This is a genomic window from Pantoea sp. X-Soil-TKNS-1280 (assembly GCF_059730475.1).
In genome coordinates this window covers 2,491,644-2,511,666 of sequence record NZ_AP035962.1, presented here as the reverse complement: position 1 = coordinate 2,511,666, position 20,023 = coordinate 2,491,644, and the positions used below count along the sequence as shown (strand labels likewise).

The following is a 20,023-nucleotide window of genomic DNA, read 5'->3' as shown; positions in this document are numbered from 1 at the left end:
TGAGTGGTTGTAAATTCATTGGGTGCAACCGTCTGGGGCGCGAAATGAAAGGCATTGTGCCGGCCACCGCTTTGCGGCAGGATACCGCGCCTTTATGGAAATCGAATAATAAGTGGAGAGATAAAATGAATGTCAGTACACCGATGCTGGTGACTTTTGTTGTTTATATCCTCGGGATGGTGTTGATCGGGTTTGTGGCATATCGTTCAACCAAAAACTTTGATGATTATATTCTCGGTGGCCGCAGCCTTGGCAGCGTGGTAACGGCGCTCTCTGCAGGGGCGTCGGATATGAGTGGCTGGCTGCTGATGGGGTTGCCAGGTGCCATTTTTCTCTCGGGCATTTCTGAGAGCTGGATTGCCATCGGCCTGACTATCGGTGCCTGGCTGAACTGGAAAATCGTTGCCGGACGTCTGCGTGTACAGACGGAGCATCATAACAATGCCCTGACGCTGCCAGACTTCTTTACCAGCCGCTTTGAGGACCACAGCAAAATTCTGCGGGTGATCTCTGCGCTGATCATTCTTATCTTCTTCACCATTTATTGTGCTTCAGGAGTGGTTGCTGGCGCGCGTCTGTTTGAAAGCACCTTCGGTATGGATTACCAGACGGCGTTATGGGCCGGTGCTGCGGCCACTATTCTCTATACCCTGGTGGGTGGCTTCCTGGCGGTGAGCTGGACTGACACCGTTCAGGCCAGCCTGATGATCTTCGCGCTGATCCTGACGCCAGTGATTGTGATTGTTGCGGTGGGTGGCCTGTCCGACTCGCTGGCGGTGATTGAAGCCAAAAGCCTGGAAAACCTCAACATGCTGAAAGGGCTGAACTTTATCGCGATTGTGTCGCTGCTCGGTTGGGGACTGGGTTATTTTGGTCAACCGCATATTCTGGCGCGTTTTATGGCAGCCGACTCCCATCGTTCCATCCGCACCGCGCGTCGGATTGGGATGACCTGGATGATCCTGTGCCTGGCAGGCGCAGTGGCAGTGGGCTTCTTCGGTATTGCTTACTTCCAGAACCATCCTGACCAGGCTGGCGGTGTCAGTCAGAACGGTGAGCGCGTGTTTATCGAACTGGCGCGCATCCTGTTCAATCCGTGGATTGCCGGTATTCTGCTGTCGGCCATTCTGGCGGCAGTCATGTCAACGCTGAGCTGCCAGTTGCTGGTGTGTTCCAGTGCGCTGACGGAAGATCTTTATAAAGGTTTCCTGCGGAAAAATGCCAGTCAGCGGGAGCTGGTCTGGGTGGGACGTCTGATGGTGTTAGTGATTGCCTTGATTGCGATCGCGCTGGCTGCAAATCCGGAAAATCGGGTGTTGGGTCTGGTGAGTTATGCCTGGGCCGGTTTTGGCGCTGCCTTTGGTCCGGTGGTGCTGTTTGGTGTGTGCTGGCAACGCATGACACGTAACGGTGCGCTGGTGGGCATGATTATTGGCGCAGCGACGGTGCTGGTGTGGAAACATTTTGCCTGGCTGGATCTGTATGAAATTATTCCCGGGTTCCTGTTTGCCAGCATCGCAATTGTGGTGGTGAGCCTGATGGGGCGCGCGCCATCGCAGGCGGCACAACTGCGTTTCGCGGCGGCGGAAGCCGAGTATCAGACTAAATAAGCCTCTGCTCGCCTCATTTTATGGGGCGGGTTTTATTGCAGTGCCTAGAGACGAGGTATTGAACCGCGAGTGAATATATTTTCCAGGGTAAAACAATTATCCCACCTGCCGGTTGTTGACCAGTTGGTTAATAAATACACAGCACGTTTTACCACATCAGATGCGCAGGCATCATCCCCGTCAGGTTTTCCTGAGTTTCGCATGGCATCTGCGATTTCCGAATCCTCCTAAAAAGTTCAGACCAACCCGAAATAAATAACTCATTGATAATAATCTTAAATTTAATTTAAGATGCAGGCCGGGTGCATGCCGCAGTCACTTTTTGTTAGCCGATAGTTAAAATTACTGTTGCAAAGGACCGTAAATATGATGCACTTTAATCATAAGCGTTGTCAGAAGTGTGGCTAAGGTCACTGGAGTTCGCGCATGATTCGGTCCTTCAAAGGACAGGTAAATACCCTCCAACATACGCAGTCCACTGCGGGGGATTTCTTCCCTCGAAAGTTTCCTCTTCACTTTTCAATTTTCAGACTTTTTCAGGCCCCAATTCATTACCGGTGCGCGGCAGCGTTTTGGCGTTGTTGTACACCTTTCTCAATGGCTAGAAACGGCTCTAAAGGAAGCCACGTAAACCTCTAAAGCGTTCACGTCATCGCAACAGGAAAGCCCCTGCGGCGATAAATGAAACCAACTGTAAGGTGCCACTATGGGAAGACAGAAAGCAGTGATCAAAGCGCGTCGCGAAGCAAGAAGAGTAATTCGTAATGACTCTCGCAGTCATCGTCAGCGTGAAGAAGAATCGGTCACTTCGCTGGTGCAGATGGGTGGGCTGGATGCAATTGGTATGGCGCGGGATGTACGCGATCGTTCACCAATTGAGGCCAGAAATGATGCTCAGGCGCACTATCTTAATGCCATAGAAACGAAACAGCTTATTTTCGCCACCGGAGAAGCCGGCTGCGGAAAAACCTGGATTAGCGCAGCCAAAGCGGCTGAGGCCCTGATACATAAGGACATCGACAGGATAATCGTTACGCGCCCGGTTCTGCAGGCGGATGAAGATCTCGGTTTCCTCCCCGGAGATATTTCCGAGAAATTCGCCCCTTATTTCCGGCCGGTCTATGACGTTCTGGTTAAACGTCTTGGCGCTTCCTTTATGCAGTACTGCCTGCGTCCCGAAATCGGCAAGGTGGAGATCGCGCCCTTCGCGTATATGCGCGGACGCACCTTCGAAAATGCCGTGGTGATTCTGGATGAGGCGCAGAACGTCACCGCCGCGCAGATGAAGATGTTTCTGACGCGCCTTGGTGAGAACGTGACGGTAATCGTCAACGGTGATATCACCCAATGTGATCTACCGCGTGGTGTGCTATCAGGCCTTGCAGATGCGCTGGCGCGCTTCGAAGAGGATGAGATGATTGGGGTTGTCCGTTTTGCTAAAGACGACTGTGTACGTTCAGCACTCTGCCAGCGCACGCTGCATGCTTACAGTTAACCATTGAGAATCAGGACAGTAGACAAAACCCGGCTCAGGCCGGGTTTTTTTGTGCCGCTGCCGGGGACCAGGCAAAAAAAAAGTCTGAACGTAAGTTCAGACTCTTCTTCAAAATTGTGGCGGTGAGAGGGGGATTGACTCGCTTCGCTCGCCCTGCGGGCAGTTTGTTCGCTGCGCGCCCAAACTGTCCAACCGGCTGTGCCGGTTGTCGAACCCCGTCGGGGATTCTCACCCTCTCTCACCCGGAGAATATGCAAAAAAAAAGTCTGAACATAAGTTCAGACTCTTCTTCAAAATTGTGGCGGTGAGAGGGGGATTCGAACCCCCGATACGTTGCCGTATACACACTTTCCAGGCGTGCTCCTTCAGCCACTCGGACACCTCACCACATTTTTTGCTGCTGACCTTGGCGGGTCAACGGGGCGCTACTATAGGGAGTTCGCCTAAAAGGGTCAAGCCCTATTTTCTCCTTTTTTTCTATTCGCTTAAGCCCTGAGCGAATCGCTTCAACCCTGTACGCTTTGGTTATCCTGTCATCAAAATATTGCATGTCAGTCACAAAAGTATCACGAAATTGTCGCAGACTTGTCCGCGGAAACATTTGGTTATATTTGTGAATAAGGATGCTTATAAATGAAACATATACCTCTGATTACGGTTCCACTTATCGCTTCACTGTTTGCTTCGGCTGCGGTGGCGGATGAGGAAACTTACTCCCGCGCCGCAACCGGTGATTTGACGCAGCACGGCGGTGCGCGTCGTCTGACGGGGGATCAAACTGAAGCATTGAAAGCCTCGCTCAGCAACAGCACGGCTAAAAACGTGATTCTGCTGATTGGTGATGGCATGGGGGATTCAGAAATCACCGCAGCACGTAACCAGGCGATGGGGGCCGGTGGCTTTTTCCCGGGTATCGATGCGTTACCGCTCACCGGCCAGTACACCCACTATTCTCTGGATAAGAAAACCCACAAACCAAACTACGTCACGGATTCAGCCGCTTCTGCCACGGCCTGGGCTACCGGCACCAAATCCTATAACGGTGCCATTGGCGTTGATGTGAACGGTAAAGATCAGACCACGCTGCTGGAGCTGGCAAAAGCAGCGGGCAAGGCGACCGGTAACGTTTCTACGGCGGAATTGCAGGATGCGACACCTGCGGCACTGATCGCCCATGTGACCTCACGTAAATGCTATGGCCCGGAAAAAACCAGTGATCTATGCCCGAGCAATGCGCTGGAGCAGGGTGGGAAGGGGTCAATTACCGAACAGATGCTGAAAACCCGCGCGGATGTCACGCTGGGCGGCGGAGCGAAATCTTTCAGCGAAGTAGCGAAAGCGGGTGAATATCAGGGCAAAACCCTGCGTGAGCAGGCGCAGGCTATGGGTTATCAGCTGGTGGATAATCTTGATGGTATGAATGCTGTGCAGCAGGCAGACCAAAGCAAGCCAGTGCTGGGGCTGTTTGCGGAGGGCAATATGCCGGTACGCTGGCAGGGGCCAAAAGCCAGCTATCACGGTAACCTGGATAAGCCAGTGGTCACCTGTGAAGTTAATAAAGATCGCCCGGCAACTACGCCGACACTGGCGCAGATGACCAAAAAGGCACTGGACCTGCTCAGTCAAAATGACAAAGGTTTCTTCCTGCAAGTTGAGGGGGCATCGATTGATAAACAGGATCATGCTGCCAATCCCTGTGGTCAGATAGGTGAAACCGTGGACCTGGACGAAGCGGTACAGCAGGCACTGGCCTTTGCCCGCCAGCACGGTGACACGCTGGTGGTGGTGACTGCGGACCACGCTCACAGTAGCCAGATTATCGAAAATGGCACCAAAGCGCCGGGACTGACGCAGGCTGTCAACACCAAAGATGGCGCGGTGATGACCATCAGCTACGGTAATTCAGAAGAGGATTCGCAGGAACACACTGGCACTCAGCTGCGTATTGCTGCTTACGGCCCTCATGCTGCCAATGTGGTGGGTCTGACAGATCAGACTGACCTGTTCTTTACCCTGCGGGATGCGATGGGGATTAAGTAACGCATTATTCTTACGGGATAATAAATCCACGCAATCGCGTGGATTTTTTCGTATTTGATCGCGGTAAGAACAGTCTTCACCATAAAGAACGGCGTCTTAGTGACTGGGTTGCCCAACGGTGGTTTTTAAATCTTTACCCACGAACTCATACTGATAATTGAATTTACCATTACATCGCCCATATGAATGCGGATAAGTAAGCTCGCCTTGTTTCCCGTTTGAAGTGACGTAGGGTGGTGAAACGGTGATTTGCGCGACTTCCGGAATAGAACAGGTTGCAACATTCTTATAATACTCAATCCACCCCGCCTGATTGTTTCTTAAAGTTCCTGAACCCGCAGGCAGGCGCCATGCACCAATCTGTGTTTCATTCTTACTCCCTTCTTCTTTGACGAAACCGTACCAGGTATTCGCGTCATGGTTATCACGGCGAACTTCAAACAGATATTTTTTACCTGTCTTGATCGAATACAGGGTAGAACAACTCACACCGTGACCGCCATCAGCACCAAGGCGACAGTGCTGACTGTCCAGTACAGCCGTTCCGTTAATAAAAGAAGAGAAAATCAACATATATTGTTCGGTTGTGTGTGGCTGCAAACCAATATAACCAACGGCACGGGTACCAGTGAAAGAAAATTGATTTGCAAAATAATAACCAGCAGTGTCTGGGGCCTTGTTAACCGTTAACGGCAGGGTGAGACTGGTAATATTGTCCGCATTGACAGACCAGTTCCATCCGGCCACACCACCTGGTGTTATAGCGCAGGCATTGCCTGTTAAACAGGTGGTTACAGCCAGGGCAAAAAAAGAATATTTCATGTGAATCCTCCATGAATAAATCAAGTGTGCTTAATATCTGGCAGTGGCTAATTATTAGTTGAATTTTGTTTTGTGCAAATTTCGATAGAAAAAAACGCCTCCTGAGTGGCGTTAAATATTAAGATATTTTTCTGCTTAAAGTCTGACAATGTAACAGTATGTGGGATAGATGTTTTCTTTTGGGAATCACAGAAATTTCTTAGCAGTTATTTCATCAGAGATAATGAATAAGACAGCAGGAGAACGAGAAAAAGGGACTCATTCGCGGTGATGTGTAAAGAAAAATCCACGCAATTGCGTTGATTTTTGGTTCGCGAAGGAGAGCTTGCAGTATTGGAGCCGGTCAGGATAAATCCCTGAAGTGTCTTCAATCTGTAAACCGTATTGAAGCCAATTGATAAACTGCCGGGTAATAATAGCGGTAATAAAAAAGCCCATGCAATTTGCATGGGCCTGATTTTCGACATCAACTTATAAGAAGTAAATCAGACGTTAAACAGGAAGTTCATCACATCGCCATCTTTCACGATGTATTCTTTGCCTTCTGAACGCATTTTTCCTGCTTCCTTCGCGCCTTGTTCACCCTTGTAAGTGACAAAGTCATCAAATGCGATGGTCTGGGCGCGGATAAAGCCTTTTTCGAAGTCGGTGTGGATCTTGCCAGCGGCCTGTGGAGCCGTTGCGCCGACCGGGATGGTCCAGGCACGCACTTCTTTGACGCCTGCGGTGAAGTAGGTCTGCAGGTTGAGCAAGGTGTAACCGGCGCGGATAACGCGGTTCAGACCGGGTTCTTCCAGACCCAGCTCCGCCATAAACTCAGCACGCTCTTCATCATCCAGCTCGGCGATATCTGATTCGACAGCCGCACAAACCGGTACGACAACAGAGCCTTCAGCGTCAGCAATCGCACGAACCTGGTCGAGGTAAGGGTTGTTATCGAAACCATCTTCGTTGACGTTGGCGATGTACATGGTCGGCTTGAGCGTCAGGAAGCTCAGATAACGGATGGCGGCTTTTTCATCGGCATCCAGATCCAGTGAACGCAGCATACCGGCGTTTTCCAGATGCGGCAGGCACTTCTCCAGCGCAGCCAGTTCAGCTTTTGCGTCTTTATCTCCGCCTTTGGCTTTCTTCTGCACACGCTGGATAGCGCGTTCGCAGGTATCGAGATCCGACAGCGCCAGTTCGGTGTTGATAACGTCAATGTCTTCAGCCGGGTTTACTTTGCCTGCAACGTGAATGATGTTGTCATTCTCAAAGCAACGTACCACATGGCCGATAGCTTCGGTTTCGCGGATATTGGTCAGGAATTTGTTGCCGAGACCTTCACCTTTCGACGCACCTTCAACCAGACCGGCAATATCGACGAATTCCATGGTGGTTGGCACAACACGCTGCGGCTTAACGATGTCGCTCAGTTGATCAAGACGCGGGTCGGGCATAGGTACCACACCGGTATTGGGTTCGATGGTGCAGAACGGAAAGTTGGCTGCTTCGATACCCGCTTTGGTCAGCGCGTTGAACAGGGTGGATTTACCGACGTTCGGCAGGCCCACAATACCGCATTTAAATCCCATGGTCTGATTACCTTTCTCACTGAGGGTGCAGCGCTGGCTGGCAACGCTGACAGATTCTAAAAATTTCGCGCATTATACACAGAAATGCTGCTGTGCGGCGCGGGAATTGGCGTTAACCGGCTTTGAAAGCGTGCAGGCGGTTCATCGCCTTTATTTTGTCTTCTTTTAGCCAGAGTTCAGTGCAACGCACCGCTTCATCAATGGCATCATCAATCAATTTCTGCTCGCTGGTGGGCGGTTTACCCAGCACAAATCCGGTAACTTTATTGCGATCTCCTGGGTGGCCAATGCCAACACGCAAACGGTGAAAGTTATTGTTATTTCCCAGTTTGCTGATGATGTCTTTCAGCCCGTTATGGCCGCCGTGGCCGCCACCCTGCTTAAATTTTGCGATGCCAGGCGGCAAATCCAGCTCATCATGTGCGACCAGAATCTCTTCCGGCGCAATACGGTAAAAGGTCGCCATCGCTGCCACCGCTTTGCCACTCAGGTTCATAAATGTGGTCGGTACCAGCAGGCGCACATCTTCTCCCGCCAGTGACAGCCGGGCGGTATAGCCAAAGAATTTGGGTTCGTCTTTCAGAGACTGATTGTAGCGCTCTGCCAGCAGATCCACATACCAGGCGCCAGCGTTATGGCGCGTGGCGGCATATTCGGCGCCGGGATTTGCCAGTCCGACAATCAGTTTAATGCTGCTCACGATGGTTATCCTGTCTCGATCACGAAAGGGCGATAGTTTACTGCGTGCCCGAGAAGATGACAAAGGGCGAGGCTGAAGAATAGTGACGCTTCGTTATTTATCATTTTCTATCGAAATCAATCCGATAAGCGGTAAAGTTTTGTCAGAATTGTGAAAGATGTGTGATCCTGTACGCATATTAACCGCCTGGTATTGCCTAAACTTATGGTCAGTTAACGTTATGTGCTGTTCTTAGCTTTGCTCATAAGGAAGGAGGTAAACCATGAAACGTCATCATACTCGCTATATTGGTAATGGCCTGATGTGTCTCGGCTTACTCACCATGGTGCTCGGCGTCGGGTATTCGATCATTAATCAAATTCCTTCGCTGAATCTGCCGCAATTTCTTGCGCATGGCGCAATGTTCAGCATCTTTATTGGTGCGCTGCTGTGGCTGGTTGGCGCACGCGTCAGCGGACGTGAAAAAGTAGAAGACCGTTATTTCTGGTTGCGGCATTACGGCGATAAACGTTGCCGCCGCAATACCCATCATTCTTAACGCTACACCAACGTAGCCTGATTAAACGGCTGTAACTGCGCCAGATACTGTTCGGTGCGGTTACGGCCTGTGGCTTTTGCGCGGTAGAGCGCTTCATCGGCCAGTGCCAGCAATGCCGGGAAATGTTTATCTTCCTGACAGGAAGTGGCAAAACCAATGCTGACGGTGTAACTGATATCATCCGGTTGCGACAGCTGAGTCGCCACCCGGATGCGTTCGCAGACTGTTTGCGCCAGTTCGCTGCCACCGGGCAGAATAGCGGCAAATTCCTCGCCGCCCAGACGGGCAAACTTACCTTCCTCCGGCAATAACGCCTGCGCAATCTGACAAAAATCGATAAGCACCCGGTCGCCTTGCTGATGACCATAACGGTCATTGATGCTTTTGAAATGATCCAGGTCGAACAACACGGCGGTGAATGGCTGCTGCTGACGTAATCGGCGGGCAATGATCTTTTCTGCCTGCTCGAACAGGGCCCGGCGATTCCACACGCTGGTTAGCGGATCGTGCAGTGATGCCAGCTTGTGTGCAATTTGCGTGCGTTCATTCACCATTGCCAGAATCGTAAAGGCCAGACCAATCACGAACAAAATGGATTCAAGGATGACGTAGACGGAAAAACTGGAGCCACCAATCGCCCCATGTACCGGAGTCGCCACGGCATCATCAAGAAAGATACGGGCAACGTGGAACAACAGATGAATCCACAGCAGCGTTTGCGCAGGCCAGAATGTCACCGTCAATGTGGCGCGGGCACGCCAAAGCAACTGAATTAAGGCTGCGGTGTAAAAGATACACAGCAGACAAACCACCAGCACGCGTTTGGGCAGGCTGTCATAAAAGGCGGGGAAGCAACACAGAATTGCCCAGAGCAGGGCACCGGCCAGCCAGCTCAATCCCAGAGGCTTGTTATCGAACACGCGGAAGGCATTCAGCAAACTGCCATAAGCCAGCATCATGACCACATTTCCGACCGCAACCGGCAGAAAGTGCAGTCCTGCGGCACGCAGGCTGCTAAGAAACACCGCCAGTAAGGTTAATGTCAGGGTCAGCGAGGTGAAACCCAGCACGCGATCATATTGTGAACCGACCCAGGCGAAGACCAGAATGATGCTTAAAAACCCCAGTACATAGAGCTCACAAACAAAAAGTGTGTAGATGTCGAGAGCCATAGTGGTCGGAGTTCTCAAAAAAAGTGTGGTGAAAAATACCACTAAACATGGGAGCGCTAAAGTCCGGATGTCAGTGTTGGCAGAAAACAGTGAATGGCAACGAGAATAGCGAATTTTAACGAAATTTATCGCGCGAGTATCTGCGGCAGGAGCGGCTTAGTCGGTAAATGACGCGATAGCAGGACCAGAGAAATAAAACCGGGCGCGAGGCCCGGTTTCATTTGAACAATCGATCAATGTTCGAACATGGCGGAGATGGATTCTTCGTTGCTGATACGACGAATCGCCTCGGCCAGCATGCCGGACAGCGTCAGAGTACGCACGTTCGGCAGAGATTTCATCTCGTCAGACAGTGGGATGGTGTCACAAACGATAACCTGATCGATCACCGATTTGCGCAGGTTTTCCACTGCGTTACCAGAGAAAATCGGGTGTGTGGCGTAAGCGAACACGCGCTTCGCACCGCGCTCCTTCAGCGCTTCAGCCGCTTTACACAGCGTACCGCCGGTGTCGATCATATCGTCGACCAGTACACAGTCTCGGCCAGCGACGTCACCAATGATATGCATGACCTGAGAAACGTTGGCACGCGGGCGACGTTTATCAATGATAGCCATGTCGGTGTCGTTGAGCAGTTTGGCAATCGCACGGGCGCGAACCACACCACCAATATCCGGGGAAACCACAATCGGGTTTTCCAGACCAATTTGCAGCATATCTTCCAGCAGAATTGGGCTGCCAAACACGTTGTCAACCGGGACATCAAAGAAGCCCTGAATCTGCTCGGCGTGCAGGTCCACCGTCAGAACACGGTCAACACCCACGCTGGAAAGGAAATCCGCAACCACTTTAGCGGTGATTGGCACACGCGCAGAACGCACACGGCGGTCCTGACGGGCATAGCCAAAGTAGGGGATAACGGCAGTAATACGACCAGCAGAAGCCCGACGCAGCGCGTCGACCATCACAACCAGCTCCATCAGATTATCGTTGGTGGGGGCACAGGTGGACTGGATGATGAAAATATCACCACCGCGTACATTTTCGTTAATCTGTACACTCACTTCACCATCGCTGAAACGACCGACAGCGGCGTCTCCGAGGCTGGTGTAAAGGCGGTTGGCAATACGTTGTGCTAGTTCCGGGGTGGCGTTACCAGCAAATAGCTTCATATCAGGCACGAGAAGAACCTCAGGCTTTGCGTCCAGCGAATGAACAACGCTGCGATAACCGGCGCATACCGCAAAGCGTGTTCAGACAGGTGTGTTGATGCGTCGCGTGCTGTGTCTGGAACAGGGGTGACACAGTCACGCATACGCTTAAATCCCGGAAAGAGTACGCTGCAACGGCGAGATATTTAGCCCGCGCGCCACAAATCCTCGTATCCATTCCGGGGCAAGCTCCAGCACCTGACGAGCGGCGGATTCGGTGTTGAATTCAGCAAACACACAAGCTCCGGTCCCAGTCAGGCGCGACGGCGCGTATTCTAGCAGCCAGGAAACCAGCTCATCAACCTCACGAAAACGTTTTCTTGCCACAGACTCACAATCATTGTGGAAAGGAAGCTGCAAAAGTTCATCAAGTGAGCGAGTTGGTGAATCTCTCGTCAGCTCCGGATCGCCAAAAATTTGCGGCGTAGCGATACTGACGCCAGGATGGGCCACCAGATACCACTTTTCTGCCGGGGCGGCTGGCTGCAATTGTTCACCCACGCCTTCGGCAAAAGCTGCCTGCCCGCGGACAAACACCGGCACATCGGCACCCAGCCGCACGCCAAGGGTCGCCAGCTCATCGACACTCAACCCGGTTTGCCACAGATGATTCAGCGCCACCAGCACCGTAGCGGCATCTGATGAGCCGCCACCCAGCCCACCACCCATCGGCAGACGCTTTTCCAGGGTGATCTGCGCACCGGCCTGTGGCGGCAGGGTGCCGCGCAGGTTTGCCGCCTGCATTAACGCCCGGGCGGCCCGCACAATCAGGTTATCCTCGTCCGGCACGTCATCAAGTGGTGTCAGCAAACGAATATCGCCGCTGTCATCCGGGGTGATGGTCAGCGTATCGCCGTAATCAAGGAACTGAAACAGGGTTTGCAGATTATGATAGCCGTCCGGACGACGGCCAGTGATGTAAAGAAATAAATTCAGCTTCGCTGGAGCAGGCCAGGTGGTGATCATTGTACGGTCCAGCTATCCATACGCAGTTTGATGCGCTGGCCACCTTCAGTTAGCTCCAGATTTGCTGGCAGCGGTGGTGTGACTTTGCTGTCATAATCCGTAATCGAGACCTTCCACTGCTGGCCGTTACGGCTATAGTTCAGGCTCTGTAACTGATATTGGTCGTTCAGCTGATACTCGCTGGCATCGCCAGGCAGGCCCATCATCCACTGACGCAGATTGGCGAGCGGAATATCCATGCCGGTCAGCTGGGAGATCATTTTTTCAGCATCGTTGCTAACGTAGCGCTTGCCTTTGTTATCGACGATTTGAACGACTGAACCTTGCGCATCCAGCTGCAACTCGGTGCTGCCCAGCGGGTTGGTCAGCAGCAGGCGATAGCGGTCAGCGGCGGTTTGCTGCCAGTTAAAACGGGCATACACTTTCTGGCGATCAGAGATGTAAGCGAACGCACCACGGGTTTCATAGTGGCTGATTTTCGCCACTGTCTGCTGATGTTGTTGCCACTGTGGTGAGGTGGTGCTGGGACCAGGACCCTGCTGCGGCTTGTTGATGCTACAGGCAGCCAGCAGCACACTGGCAAGGGGTAAAAGGCGCAACAGCTTGCGCGGGGGCATGTGCATCACGTGGTCATCTCCTCAGACACGTTTTTATTTCGTAACCGGTAACGCTAACCATCCGCATCTAAGCCGTCAATGCTGATATACGGATTATTGCGCACGATCAGTTTAATCTTATTACAGTCATAGCCTTTGTATGGCTTTTCTTGATCTAAGGCATCTTGTAGAATGCGCTTCACAAAACCATGACAATACCTGGGATATCCCAACCAGAATCACCATGACGCTGCTTGCTCTCGGAATCAACCATAAAACCGCACCCGTTGCACTGCGCGAACGTGTATCGTTCACGCCGGATACGCTGGATCAGGCACTTAGCAGCCTGCTGTCCCAACCGATGGTGCAAAGCGGAGTGGTGCTTTCCACCTGTAATCGTACTGAACTCTACCTCAGCGTAGAGCAGCAGACTGATTTGCAGGAGAAGCTGGTGCGCTGGTTGTGTGATTATCACCAGCTGCGCGAAGAAGATGTGCGCAAAAGTCTCTACTGGCATCAGGATAACGCTGCCGTCAGCCATCTGATGCGCGTCGCCAGCGGGCTGGACTCACTGGTGCTGGGCGAGCCGCAAATTCTGGGGCAGGTGAAAAAAGCCTTCGCCGATTCCCAGCGCGGTCATGCGTTGACCAGCGAACTGGAGCGCATGTTCCAGAAGACCTTCTCTGTCGCCAAACGCGTCCGTACCGAAACCGAAATCGGTGCCAGCGCGGTTTCCGTCGCTTTTGCCGCCTGTTCCCTGGCGCGTCAAATCTTTGAATCGCTCAGCACCGTCAATGTTTTACTGGTGGGTGCCGGTGAAACCATCGAGCTGGTGGCGCGCCATTTGCGCGAGCACCATGTGCAAAAACTGATGATCGCCAACCGGACGCGTGAGCGCGCTCAGCTGCTGGCCGATGAGGTCGGGGCTGAAGTAATTGGTCTGGCGGATATTGATTCGCGTCTGGCCGATGCTGATATTATTATTTCTTCTACTGCCAGCCCGCTGCCCATTATCGGCAAAGGGATGGTGGAACGCGCGTTAAAAGCACGCCGTAACCAGCCGATGCTGCTGGTGGATATCGCTGTACCGCGTGACGTAGAGCCGGAAGTGGGCAAACTCGCCAATGCCTATCTCTACAGCGTGGATGACCTGCAGGCCATCATTGAACAGAATATGGCGCAGCGTAAAGCCGCTGCCGTGCAGGCCGAAAGCATTGTGGTGCAGGAAAGTGGCGAATTTATGGCTTGGCTGCGCGCGCAAAGTGCCGTTGAAACCATTCGCGAGTACCGTACCCAGGCTGATGATGTCCGCGCAGAATTGCAGGAGCGTGCGCTGGCAGCGTTGCGTCAGGGCGCGGATGCGGAAAAAGTATTGCAGGAGTTGGCACACAAGCTGACCAACCGTTTAATTCACGCTCCAACCAAATCACTACAGCAGGCCGCGCGCGATGGCGACAGCGAACGTCTGCAGATCTTACGTGACAGTCTCGGTCTCGATTAGGCTGTTACGTCCTTTTACGGGATACCCTCAATTACATGAAGACCTCTATTGTTGCCAAGCTGCAAGCGCTCCAGGAACGTCACGAAGAAGTGGAAGCGATGCTGGGCGATGCTGGCGTGATTGCCGATCAGGACCGTTTCCGTGCGCTTTCGCGCGAATATGCACAGCTGTCTGACGTGACCCGTTGTTTCCGTGAATGGCAGCAGGTACAGGAAGATGTTGAGACGGCTGAGATGCTGCTCGACGATCCTGAAATGCGCGATATGGCGCAGGAAGAACTGAAAACGTCACGCGAAAAACGCGAAATACTGGAGCAACAGTTACAGGTATTGCTGTTGCCGAAGGATCCTGACGACGAGCGTCCTTGCTTTGTGGAAGTCCGTGCAGGCACTGGCGGTGATGAAGCGGCGATTTTTGCCGGGGACCTGTTCCGTATGTACAGCCGTTATGCGGAAGCGCGTCGCTGGCAGGTAGAAATTATCAGCAGCAATGACGGCGAGCATGGCGGTTATAAAGAGGTTATCGCCCGCGTAATTGGCGATGGCGCTTATGGCCGCTTCAAGTTTGAGTCGGGTGGACATCGCGTGCAGCGCGTCCCGGAAACGGAGTCGCAGGGCCGCATCCATACTTCAGCCTGCACCGTGGCGGTGATGCCTGAGTTACCGGAAGCCGAACTGCCGGAAATCAATCCAGGCGACCTGAAAATTGATACTTTCCGCTCCTCCGGTGCCGGTGGCCAGCACGTTAACACCACCGATTCTGCTATCCGCATTACCCACCTGCCGACCGGTATTGTGGTGGAGTGCCAGGACGAGCGTTCGCAGCATAAAAACAAAGCGAAAGCGCTGGCCGTATTGGGTGCGCGTATACACGCAGCTGAAATGGCAAAACGCCACGAAGCCGAAGCCTCAACGCGTCGCAACCTGTTGGGCAGCGGTGACCGCTCCGACCGTATCCGCACCTATAACTTCCCGCAGGGAAGGGTGACCGACCACCGTATCAACCTGACGCTTTATCGTCTGGATGAAACCATGGAAGGTAAGCTGGATACCCTGATTGAACCGATTGTGCAGGAATATCAGGCCGATCAGCTGGCGGCGCTGGCCGGACAGGATTAATGGAAATCCGTCATTGGCTCCGGCAGGCCGTCACTGCGCTCCATGGTGGCGATAGCCCAAAACGCGATGCAGAAATTCTGCTGGCGTTTGTCACGGGCAAATCCCGCAGCTGGCTGGTGGCGTTTGATGATGCGCAGCTTGATGACACCCAGCTACAGCAACTCGATACTCTGCTGGCACGTCGTGCCCGGGGTGAGCCGGTGGCGCATCTGGTGGGTGAACGCGAATTCTGGTCGCTGCCGCTACGCGTCAGTGACGCCACCCTGATCCCGCGTCCTGATACCGAAGTGCTGGTGGAGCAGGCGCTGGTCCATCTGCCTGCTGCTGCCGCAAACATACTTGACCTGGGCACCGGCACCGGTGCTATCGCGCTGGCACTGGCCAGTGAACGACCTGATTGCCAGGTTATCGGCTGCGATCGTGTTGCCGCTGCCGTGGCGCTGGCGCAGGAAAATGCCCAGCGTCTGCATATTGCTAACGCAACGTTTTTCCTCAGCCACTGGTTCAGCGACCTTCGCCCACAACGTTTTGACCTGATCGCCAGCAATCCTCCCTATATTGATGCCGCCGATGAACATCTGCAGCAGGGGGATGTACGTTTTGAACCACTCAGCGCGTTGGTGGCCGATGATGCCGGACTGGCGGATCTTCGGGTCATTATCGCCTCGGCCACGGATTGGCTTTTGCCGGGTGGCTGGCTGTTGCTTGAGCATGGCTGGCAACAGGGTGAGGCGGTGCGTACCTTGCTGGTTCAGCACGGCTATCAAGAGGTGAACACCGTGGACGATTACGGCGGTAATCCGCGCGTGACGCTTGGACAATTTCTCTGATTAAGGAAGCAAGATGGTTACCTGGTATCCACTGATCAAACATTTCCACCTGCTGACGGTGGTCATCACCATTAGCCTGTTCTTGCTGCGTTTCTACTGGCTTTGTACCGGTTCCGGGCAGTTGAACCGTCGCTGGGTGCGCATTGCGCCACACGTAAACGACACCTTTTTACTGTTGAGCGGCGTGCTGTTGGTCATGATTACGCACTTTTACCCGTTCTCACCACAAGGAAGCTGGCTGACGGAGAAGCTGATAGGGGTTATTATCTACATCGCCTTAGGTTCCGTGGCACTAAGTCGTCGCCCACGCAAGATGAGTATCCGCTGGATTGCCTGTCTGCTGGCTATCGTGGCGTTGCTGGTCGTGTTTAAGCTGGCGATGACCAAAGTGCCGTTATTGGGGATAGTATGACCTCGCCAGAGCAACTTGATTACAGTCAAACACCGTTAAGTGAAGCGGTTATTGGCGCAACCTGCGCCATCCGCGAAGATTTTTCTGCTCAATCCGTTGAGCTTCAGCTGGCTGCGTTGGTTGAAGAAGCGCGCGAGTATGTCAGCAGTGCAACGGATGCCGACCTGCAACTGGAAAAGTTGCTGGAGCTGTTTTATCGCCAGTGGGGATTTGGTGGTGCCAGTGGCGTCTACAATTTATCGGATGCGTTATGGATCGATAAGGTGCTGAAAAGCCGCCAGGGCACGGCGGTGTCACTGGGCGTGATCCTGCTGCATATCGCTGAGGAGCTGGAGTTGCCGCTGATGCCGGTGATTTTCCCGACGCAGATGATTCTGCGTGCGGACTGGCTGGATGGCGAAATGTGGCTGATCAATCCGTTTAACGGCGAAACCCTTGATACCCATACGCTGGAAGTGTGGCTGAAGGGCAATATCAGCCCGACAGCGAAGCTCTATCAGGACGATCTCGACGAAGCGAAAACCGTCAGCGTGATGCGCAAAATGCTCGATACGCTGAAAGCGGCGCTGATGGAAGAGAAGAAGATGGAGCTGGCGCTGAATGTCAGCCAGGTGCTGTTGCAAATCGATCCGGACGACCCGTATGAAATCCGCGATCGTGGTTTGATCTATGCTCAGCTGGAATGTGAACATATCGCGCTGAACGATCTTACCTACTTTGTTGAACAGTGTCCGGAAGACCCGGTGAGCGAAATGATTCGGGTGCAGATCCACGCAATTGAACAAAAACAGGTCACGCTGCACTAAGCGTACCTCTGAATAAGGAAAGGGCATGACACAGAAAGTAGTCAGTATTGGTGATATCAAGGTCGCAAACGATCTGCCATTTGTTCTCTTTGGCGGCATGAACGTGCTGGAGTCGCGCGACCTCGCCATGCGTATCTGCGAACACTACGTGAAAGTGACCGATAAACTCGGCATCCCTTACGTGTTCAAAGCCTCTTTTGATAAAGCGAACCGTTCTTCAATCCATTCCTATCGCGGTCCGGGTCTGGAAGAGGGTATGAAGATTTTTCAGGAGCTGAAACAGGCGTTTGGCGTGAAAATCATTACTGATGTCCATGAAGCGGCGCAGGCACAACCCGTTGCTGATGTGGTGGATGTGATTCAGTTGCCTGCGTTCCTGGCGCGTCAGACTGACCTGGTTGAAGCGATGGCGAAAACCGGCGCGGTGATCAACGTGAAGAAACCGCAGTTTGTCAGCCCGGGTCAGATGGGCAACATCGTGGATAAATTTGCCGAAGGCGGCAATGACAAAGTCATTCTGTGTGACCGTGGCAGCAATTTCGGCTATGACAACCTCGTGGTGGATATGCTCGGTTTCAACGTCATGAAGAAAGTCACCAACAATAGCCCGGTGATTTTCGACGTTACCCATGCGCTGCAAACCCGTGACCCCTTCGGTGCAGCATCCGGTGGACGTCGTGCACAGGTGGGTGAACTGGCGCGTGCGGGTATGGCAGTGGGTATTGCCGGCCTGTTTATCGAAGCGCATCCGGAGCCGAACAGCGCCAAATGTGATGGTCCGTCAGCGCTGCCGCTCGACAAGCTGGAGCCGTTCCTGGTGCAGATGAAAGCCATTGATGATCTGGTGAAAAGCTTCCCGGAACTGGATACCAGCAATTAATTTGCCGGTTGATGAAAAAAGGCGTCGTAAGACGCCTTTTTTATTGCGCGTTCGGTTACAACATAATCGTCATCAGATAGCCGACAAACAGGGCCAGATGGGCCGCGCCGTTGAGCACATTGGTACGCCCGGTGGAAAACGAAATATGGCACAGGATCAGTACGGCGCTCATCACCACCATATGCGGCGGCTCCAGACCGAACACCAGCTGCTGGCCAGTCAGCGTAGCGATAATGGTCACCGCAGGTACCGTCAGGGAAATTGTCGCCAGCACGGAACCGAAAAACAGGTTCATTGCGCGTTGCACCTGGTTCATCAGCACCGCTTTGATCGCCCCGAGACCTTCCGGTGACAGAATCAGTAATGCCACCAGGAAGCCGGTAAACTGCTCGGGTGCATTTAATTCTGTCAGCAGATGTTCCAGCGTATTGGCGTTCATTTTGGTCACGCTGATCACCGCAATCAGATGCACAATCAGCCAGGCGGTATGCCAGACAGAGCTGTGCGACGATGGCTTGCCATGATGCGGGTCGCCATCATCGCTCTCATCTTCGTGCTCATAAACAAACAAATTCTGGTGCGTTTTGGTCTGAATCAGCAGAAACACGCCATACATCGCCGCGGAAATCGCCGCAATCAGCAACGCCTGGGCGGTGGTGAAATTGCCACCAGGTAACGCATTGGGGAACACCAGCACCAGAATTGCCAGCGGGAAAATGGCGATCAAATACTGCTTAACGCCAACCAGATTGACGTACTGGGTAGCGAATTTACGCCCGCCGAGCAGCAGCGCAAAGCCTACCAGGCCTGCGGTAACAATCATAATGATGGAGTAAAGCGTATCGCGCATCAGTGCGGGCGCGGCATCGCCGGTTGCCATCAGCGCCGAGATCAGGCTGACCTCCAGAATCACCACCGACAAGCTGAGGATCAGTGAGCCATAAGGTTCGCCCAGCCGGTGGGCCAGAACGTCAGCATGACGAACCACGCTGAATGCGCTGCTCAGAATAGCAACCAGCGCCAGCAGGTTAATGCCGACGACAGCCAGCAGGCTGGTTTGCCCGCCAAAAAAGCTCAATACTGCCAGGGCGACAATCGGGAAAATCAGGGAATACTCAGAATGTCGGGTTTTCTCTTGTGCAGCCATTCACCATCCTCTCCGGAAAAAAGAACAAAATCAGGCAGTCAGTGCCTGATAAATATACGTGGTTTTACCGCGATGCGCAGTGTAACTTTTCAGCTTCTCCGTTGTTGCATCTTTACGCGTTTTTACTTTTAGTGAAATCAAGACCAATCCGGGTAAAAAACAAGGTTATCTCAATTCATCTTCATATTTTCATGATGTTAATGTTTGAACGGTGAGGATTTTAATGGTGATTTTTTGCGATTTAATTTTGAGTTAATGGATAAAAATTGATGTTATAACTTAATTATTCTGTTTATAAGGTAAAAATGTTGGTTTGCATTTTTCTTTATCTGTTCCAGACTTATAAGGTGTGTTCGCAGGGGAGGAACTATGCCTTATTCATCAACACGTCAACTGCCTGACAGCATACGCCACGTACTGCCAGCGCACGCGCAAACCATCTACCAGAAAGCGTTTAACAGCGCCTGGGATCAGTATCAGGATAAAGACGATTGGCGCGGCGATGATTCACGGGAAAAGGTGGCACATAAAGTGGCCTGGGCGGCAGTGAAAAAAGATTACCAAAAGGGCGACGATAATAAGTGGCATCGTAAACATTAATT

General features: G+C 52.7%; 19 protein-coding genes and 1 tRNA gene. 11 read left to right on the top strand and 9 right to left on the bottom strand.

What is annotated here, in order from left to right; genetic code table 11:
- Positions 1-125 precede the first annotated feature (125 nt).
- On the top strand, positions 126-1,610 hold the full coding sequence (gene putP / locus AC6I8X_RS11725; RefSeq protein ID WP_497839834.1) for a sodium/proline symporter PutP: 1,485 nt from the start codon (positions 126-128) through the stop codon (positions 1,608-1,610).
- A gap of 706 nt (positions 1,611-2,316) precedes the next feature.
- On the top strand, positions 2,317-3,105 hold the full coding sequence (gene phoH / locus AC6I8X_RS11720) for a phosphate starvation-inducible protein PhoH (protein WP_084875535.1): 789 nt from the start codon (positions 2,317-2,319) through the stop codon (positions 3,103-3,105).
- Positions 3,106-3,404: 299 nt separating this feature from the next.
- On the opposite strand, the gene AC6I8X_RS11715 is transcribed toward phoH, so the two are convergent.
- Positions 3,405-3,492, bottom strand: a tRNA-Ser gene (locus AC6I8X_RS11715).
- A gap of 246 nt (positions 3,493-3,738) precedes the next feature.
- Between AC6I8X_RS11715 and phoA the strand changes: the two genes are divergently transcribed.
- Complete coding sequence (gene phoA, locus AC6I8X_RS11710; protein ID WP_313690208.1) at positions 3,739-5,145, top strand: alkaline phosphatase; 1,407 nt, start codon at positions 3,739-3,741, stop codon at positions 5,143-5,145.
- 96 nt (positions 5,146-5,241) lie between these two features.
- Here the strand turns inward: phoA and AC6I8X_RS11705 are convergent, their stop codons facing one another.
- The 3 genes from AC6I8X_RS11705 to pth all read right to left on the bottom strand — a co-directional run bounded on the left by AC6I8X_RS11705 (position 5,242) and on the right by pth (position 8,244).
- Positions 5,242-5,967 (bottom strand): DUF3472 domain-containing protein, encoded by a 726-nt coding sequence (locus tag AC6I8X_RS11705; protein WP_497839833.1) that lies wholly within the window; start codon positions 5,965-5,967, stop codon positions 5,242-5,244.
- Positions 5,968-6,452: 485 nt separating this feature from the next.
- Positions 6,453-7,544, bottom strand: a complete 1,092-nt coding sequence (gene ychF / locus AC6I8X_RS11700) for a redox-regulated ATPase YchF (protein WP_299451663.1) — start codon at positions 7,542-7,544, stop codon at positions 6,453-6,455.
- 112 nt (positions 7,545-7,656) lie between these two features.
- Complete coding sequence (gene pth / locus AC6I8X_RS11695; protein ID WP_313690272.1) at positions 7,657-8,244, bottom strand: aminoacyl-tRNA hydrolase; 588 nt, start codon at positions 8,242-8,244, stop codon at positions 7,657-7,659.
- A gap of 262 nt (positions 8,245-8,506) precedes the next feature.
- Between pth and ychH the strand changes: the two genes are divergently transcribed.
- Entirely contained in the window at positions 8,507-8,782 is a 276-nt protein-coding gene (ychH, locus tag AC6I8X_RS11690; RefSeq protein WP_299451661.1) for a stress-induced protein YchH, read from the top strand.
- Between the two features lie 2 nt (positions 8,783-8,784).
- On the opposite strand, the gene AC6I8X_RS11685 is transcribed toward ychH, so the two are convergent.
- From AC6I8X_RS11685 to lolB, 4 genes are all read right to left on the bottom strand, one after another.
- Entirely contained in the window at positions 8,785-9,954 is a 1,170-nt protein-coding gene (locus AC6I8X_RS11685) for a GGDEF domain-containing protein (protein WP_497839832.1), read from the bottom strand.
- A gap of 233 nt (positions 9,955-10,187) precedes the next feature.
- Positions 10,188-11,135 (bottom strand): ribose-phosphate diphosphokinase, encoded by a 948-nt coding sequence (prs, locus tag AC6I8X_RS11680; protein ID WP_021182910.1) that lies wholly within the window; start codon positions 11,133-11,135, stop codon positions 10,188-10,190.
- A 138-nt stretch (positions 11,136-11,273) separates the two neighbouring features.
- Positions 11,274-12,131 carry a 4-(cytidine 5'-diphospho)-2-C-methyl-D-erythritol kinase gene (gene ispE, locus AC6I8X_RS11675; RefSeq protein ID WP_497839831.1) on the bottom strand — a complete coding sequence of 286 codons (858 nt, stop codon included), beginning with the start codon at positions 12,129-12,131 and terminating at the stop codon, positions 11,274-11,276.
- A complete protein-coding gene (lolB, locus tag AC6I8X_RS11670; RefSeq protein WP_313688626.1) occupies positions 12,128-12,754 on the bottom strand; it encodes a lipoprotein insertase outer membrane protein LolB in 627 nt (208 codons plus the stop codon). The genes ispE and lolB overlap by 4 nt, the downstream gene beginning before the upstream one ends.
- 217 nt (positions 12,755-12,971) lie before the next feature.
- On the opposite strand from lolB, the gene hemA reads away from it, so the two are divergent.
- Genes hemA through kdsA form a run of 6 tightly spaced genes read left to right on the top strand, consistent with a single transcriptional unit; the run spans position 12,972 to position 18,274 of the window.
- Positions 12,972-14,228: a glutamyl-tRNA reductase gene (gene hemA / locus AC6I8X_RS11665; protein WP_084875511.1), complete on the top strand. Its 1,257-nt coding sequence runs from the start codon at positions 12,972-12,974 to the stop codon at positions 14,226-14,228.
- A gap of 35 nt (positions 14,229-14,263) precedes the next feature.
- Positions 14,264-15,346 (top strand): peptide chain release factor 1, encoded by a 1,083-nt coding sequence (gene prfA, locus AC6I8X_RS11660; RefSeq protein WP_299451656.1) that lies wholly within the window; start codon positions 14,264-14,266, stop codon positions 15,344-15,346.
- Complete coding sequence (gene prmC / locus AC6I8X_RS11655) at positions 15,346-16,176, top strand: peptide chain release factor N(5)-glutamine methyltransferase (protein ID WP_497839830.1); 831 nt, start codon at positions 15,346-15,348, stop codon at positions 16,174-16,176. Before prfA ends, prmC begins: the two co-directional genes overlap by 1 nt.
- Before the next feature lie 13 nt (positions 16,177-16,189).
- Positions 16,190-16,588 carry a SirB2 family protein gene (locus tag AC6I8X_RS11650; RefSeq protein WP_310617558.1) on the top strand — a complete coding sequence of 133 codons (399 nt, stop codon included), beginning with the start codon at positions 16,190-16,192 and terminating at the stop codon, positions 16,586-16,588.
- On the top strand, positions 16,585-17,394 hold the full coding sequence (gene sirB1, locus AC6I8X_RS11645; RefSeq protein ID WP_313688622.1) for an invasion regulator SirB1: 810 nt from the start codon (positions 16,585-16,587) through the stop codon (positions 17,392-17,394). Before AC6I8X_RS11650 ends, sirB1 begins: the two co-directional genes overlap by 4 nt.
- 25 nt (positions 17,395-17,419) lie before the next feature.
- Positions 17,420-18,274: a 3-deoxy-8-phosphooctulonate synthase gene (kdsA, locus tag AC6I8X_RS11640; RefSeq protein WP_084875498.1), complete on the top strand. Its 855-nt coding sequence runs from the start codon at positions 17,420-17,422 to the stop codon at positions 18,272-18,274.
- A gap of 55 nt (positions 18,275-18,329) precedes the next feature.
- Here kdsA and chaA read toward each other — a convergent pair whose 3' ends face one another.
- Complete coding sequence (gene chaA, locus AC6I8X_RS11635) at positions 18,330-19,421, bottom strand: sodium-potassium/proton antiporter ChaA (protein ID WP_497839829.1); 1,092 nt, start codon at positions 19,419-19,421, stop codon at positions 18,330-18,332.
- A gap of 369 nt (positions 19,422-19,790) precedes the next feature.
- Between chaA and chaB the strand changes: the two genes are divergently transcribed.
- Positions 19,791-20,021 carry a putative cation transport regulator ChaB gene (gene chaB / locus AC6I8X_RS11630; protein ID WP_497839828.1) on the top strand — a complete coding sequence of 77 codons (231 nt, stop codon included), beginning with the start codon at positions 19,791-19,793 and terminating at the stop codon, positions 20,019-20,021.
- Positions 20,022-20,023 lie beyond the last annotated feature (2 nt).

What these genes read in the sequence shown, in the direction of transcription:
- phoH (WP_084875535.1), top strand. Translation starts at nt 2,317, where the DNA reads ATGGGAAGACAGAAAGCAGTGATCAAAGCGCGTCGCGAAGCAAGAAGA.
- prmC (WP_497839830.1), top strand. Translation starts at nt 15,346, where the DNA reads ATGGAAATCCGTCATTGGCTCCGGCAGGCCGTCACTGCGCTCCATGGT.
- ychF (WP_299451663.1), bottom strand. Translation starts at nt 7,544, where the DNA reads ATGGGATTTAAATGCGGTATTGTGGGCCTGCCGAACGTCGGTAAATCC.
- lolB (WP_313688626.1), bottom strand. Translation starts at nt 12,754, where the DNA reads ATGCACATGCCCCCGCGCAAGCTGTTGCGCCTTTTACCCCTTGCCAGT.
- AC6I8X_RS11685 (WP_497839832.1), bottom strand. Translation starts at nt 9,954, where the DNA reads ATGGCTCTCGACATCTACACACTTTTTGTTTGTGAGCTCTATGTACTG.
- phoA (WP_313690208.1), top strand. Translation starts at nt 3,739, where the DNA reads ATGAAACATATACCTCTGATTACGGTTCCACTTATCGCTTCACTGTTT.
- ispE (WP_497839831.1), bottom strand. Translation starts at nt 12,131, where the DNA reads ATGATCACCACCTGGCCTGCTCCAGCGAAGCTGAATTTATTTCTTTAC.
- kdsA (WP_084875498.1), top strand. Translation starts at nt 17,420, where the DNA reads ATGACACAGAAAGTAGTCAGTATTGGTGATATCAAGGTCGCAAACGAT.
- chaA (WP_497839829.1), bottom strand. Translation starts at nt 19,421, where the DNA reads ATGGCTGCACAAGAGAAAACCCGACATTCTGAGTATTCCCTGATTTTC.
- prfA (WP_299451656.1), top strand. Translation starts at nt 14,264, where the DNA reads ATGAAGACCTCTATTGTTGCCAAGCTGCAAGCGCTCCAGGAACGTCAC.
- sirB1 (WP_313688622.1), top strand. Translation starts at nt 16,585, where the DNA reads ATGACCTCGCCAGAGCAACTTGATTACAGTCAAACACCGTTAAGTGAA.
- AC6I8X_RS11650 (WP_310617558.1), top strand. Translation starts at nt 16,190, where the DNA reads ATGGTTACCTGGTATCCACTGATCAAACATTTCCACCTGCTGACGGTG.
- AC6I8X_RS11705 (WP_497839833.1), bottom strand. Translation starts at nt 5,967, where the DNA reads ATGAAATATTCTTTTTTTGCCCTGGCTGTAACCACCTGTTTAACAGGC.
- putP (WP_497839834.1), top strand. Translation starts at nt 126, where the DNA reads ATGAATGTCAGTACACCGATGCTGGTGACTTTTGTTGTTTATATCCTC.
- ychH (WP_299451661.1), top strand. Translation starts at nt 8,507, where the DNA reads ATGAAACGTCATCATACTCGCTATATTGGTAATGGCCTGATGTGTCTC.
- hemA (WP_084875511.1), top strand. Translation starts at nt 12,972, where the DNA reads ATGACGCTGCTTGCTCTCGGAATCAACCATAAAACCGCACCCGTTGCA.
- chaB (WP_497839828.1), top strand. Translation starts at nt 19,791, where the DNA reads ATGCCTTATTCATCAACACGTCAACTGCCTGACAGCATACGCCACGTA.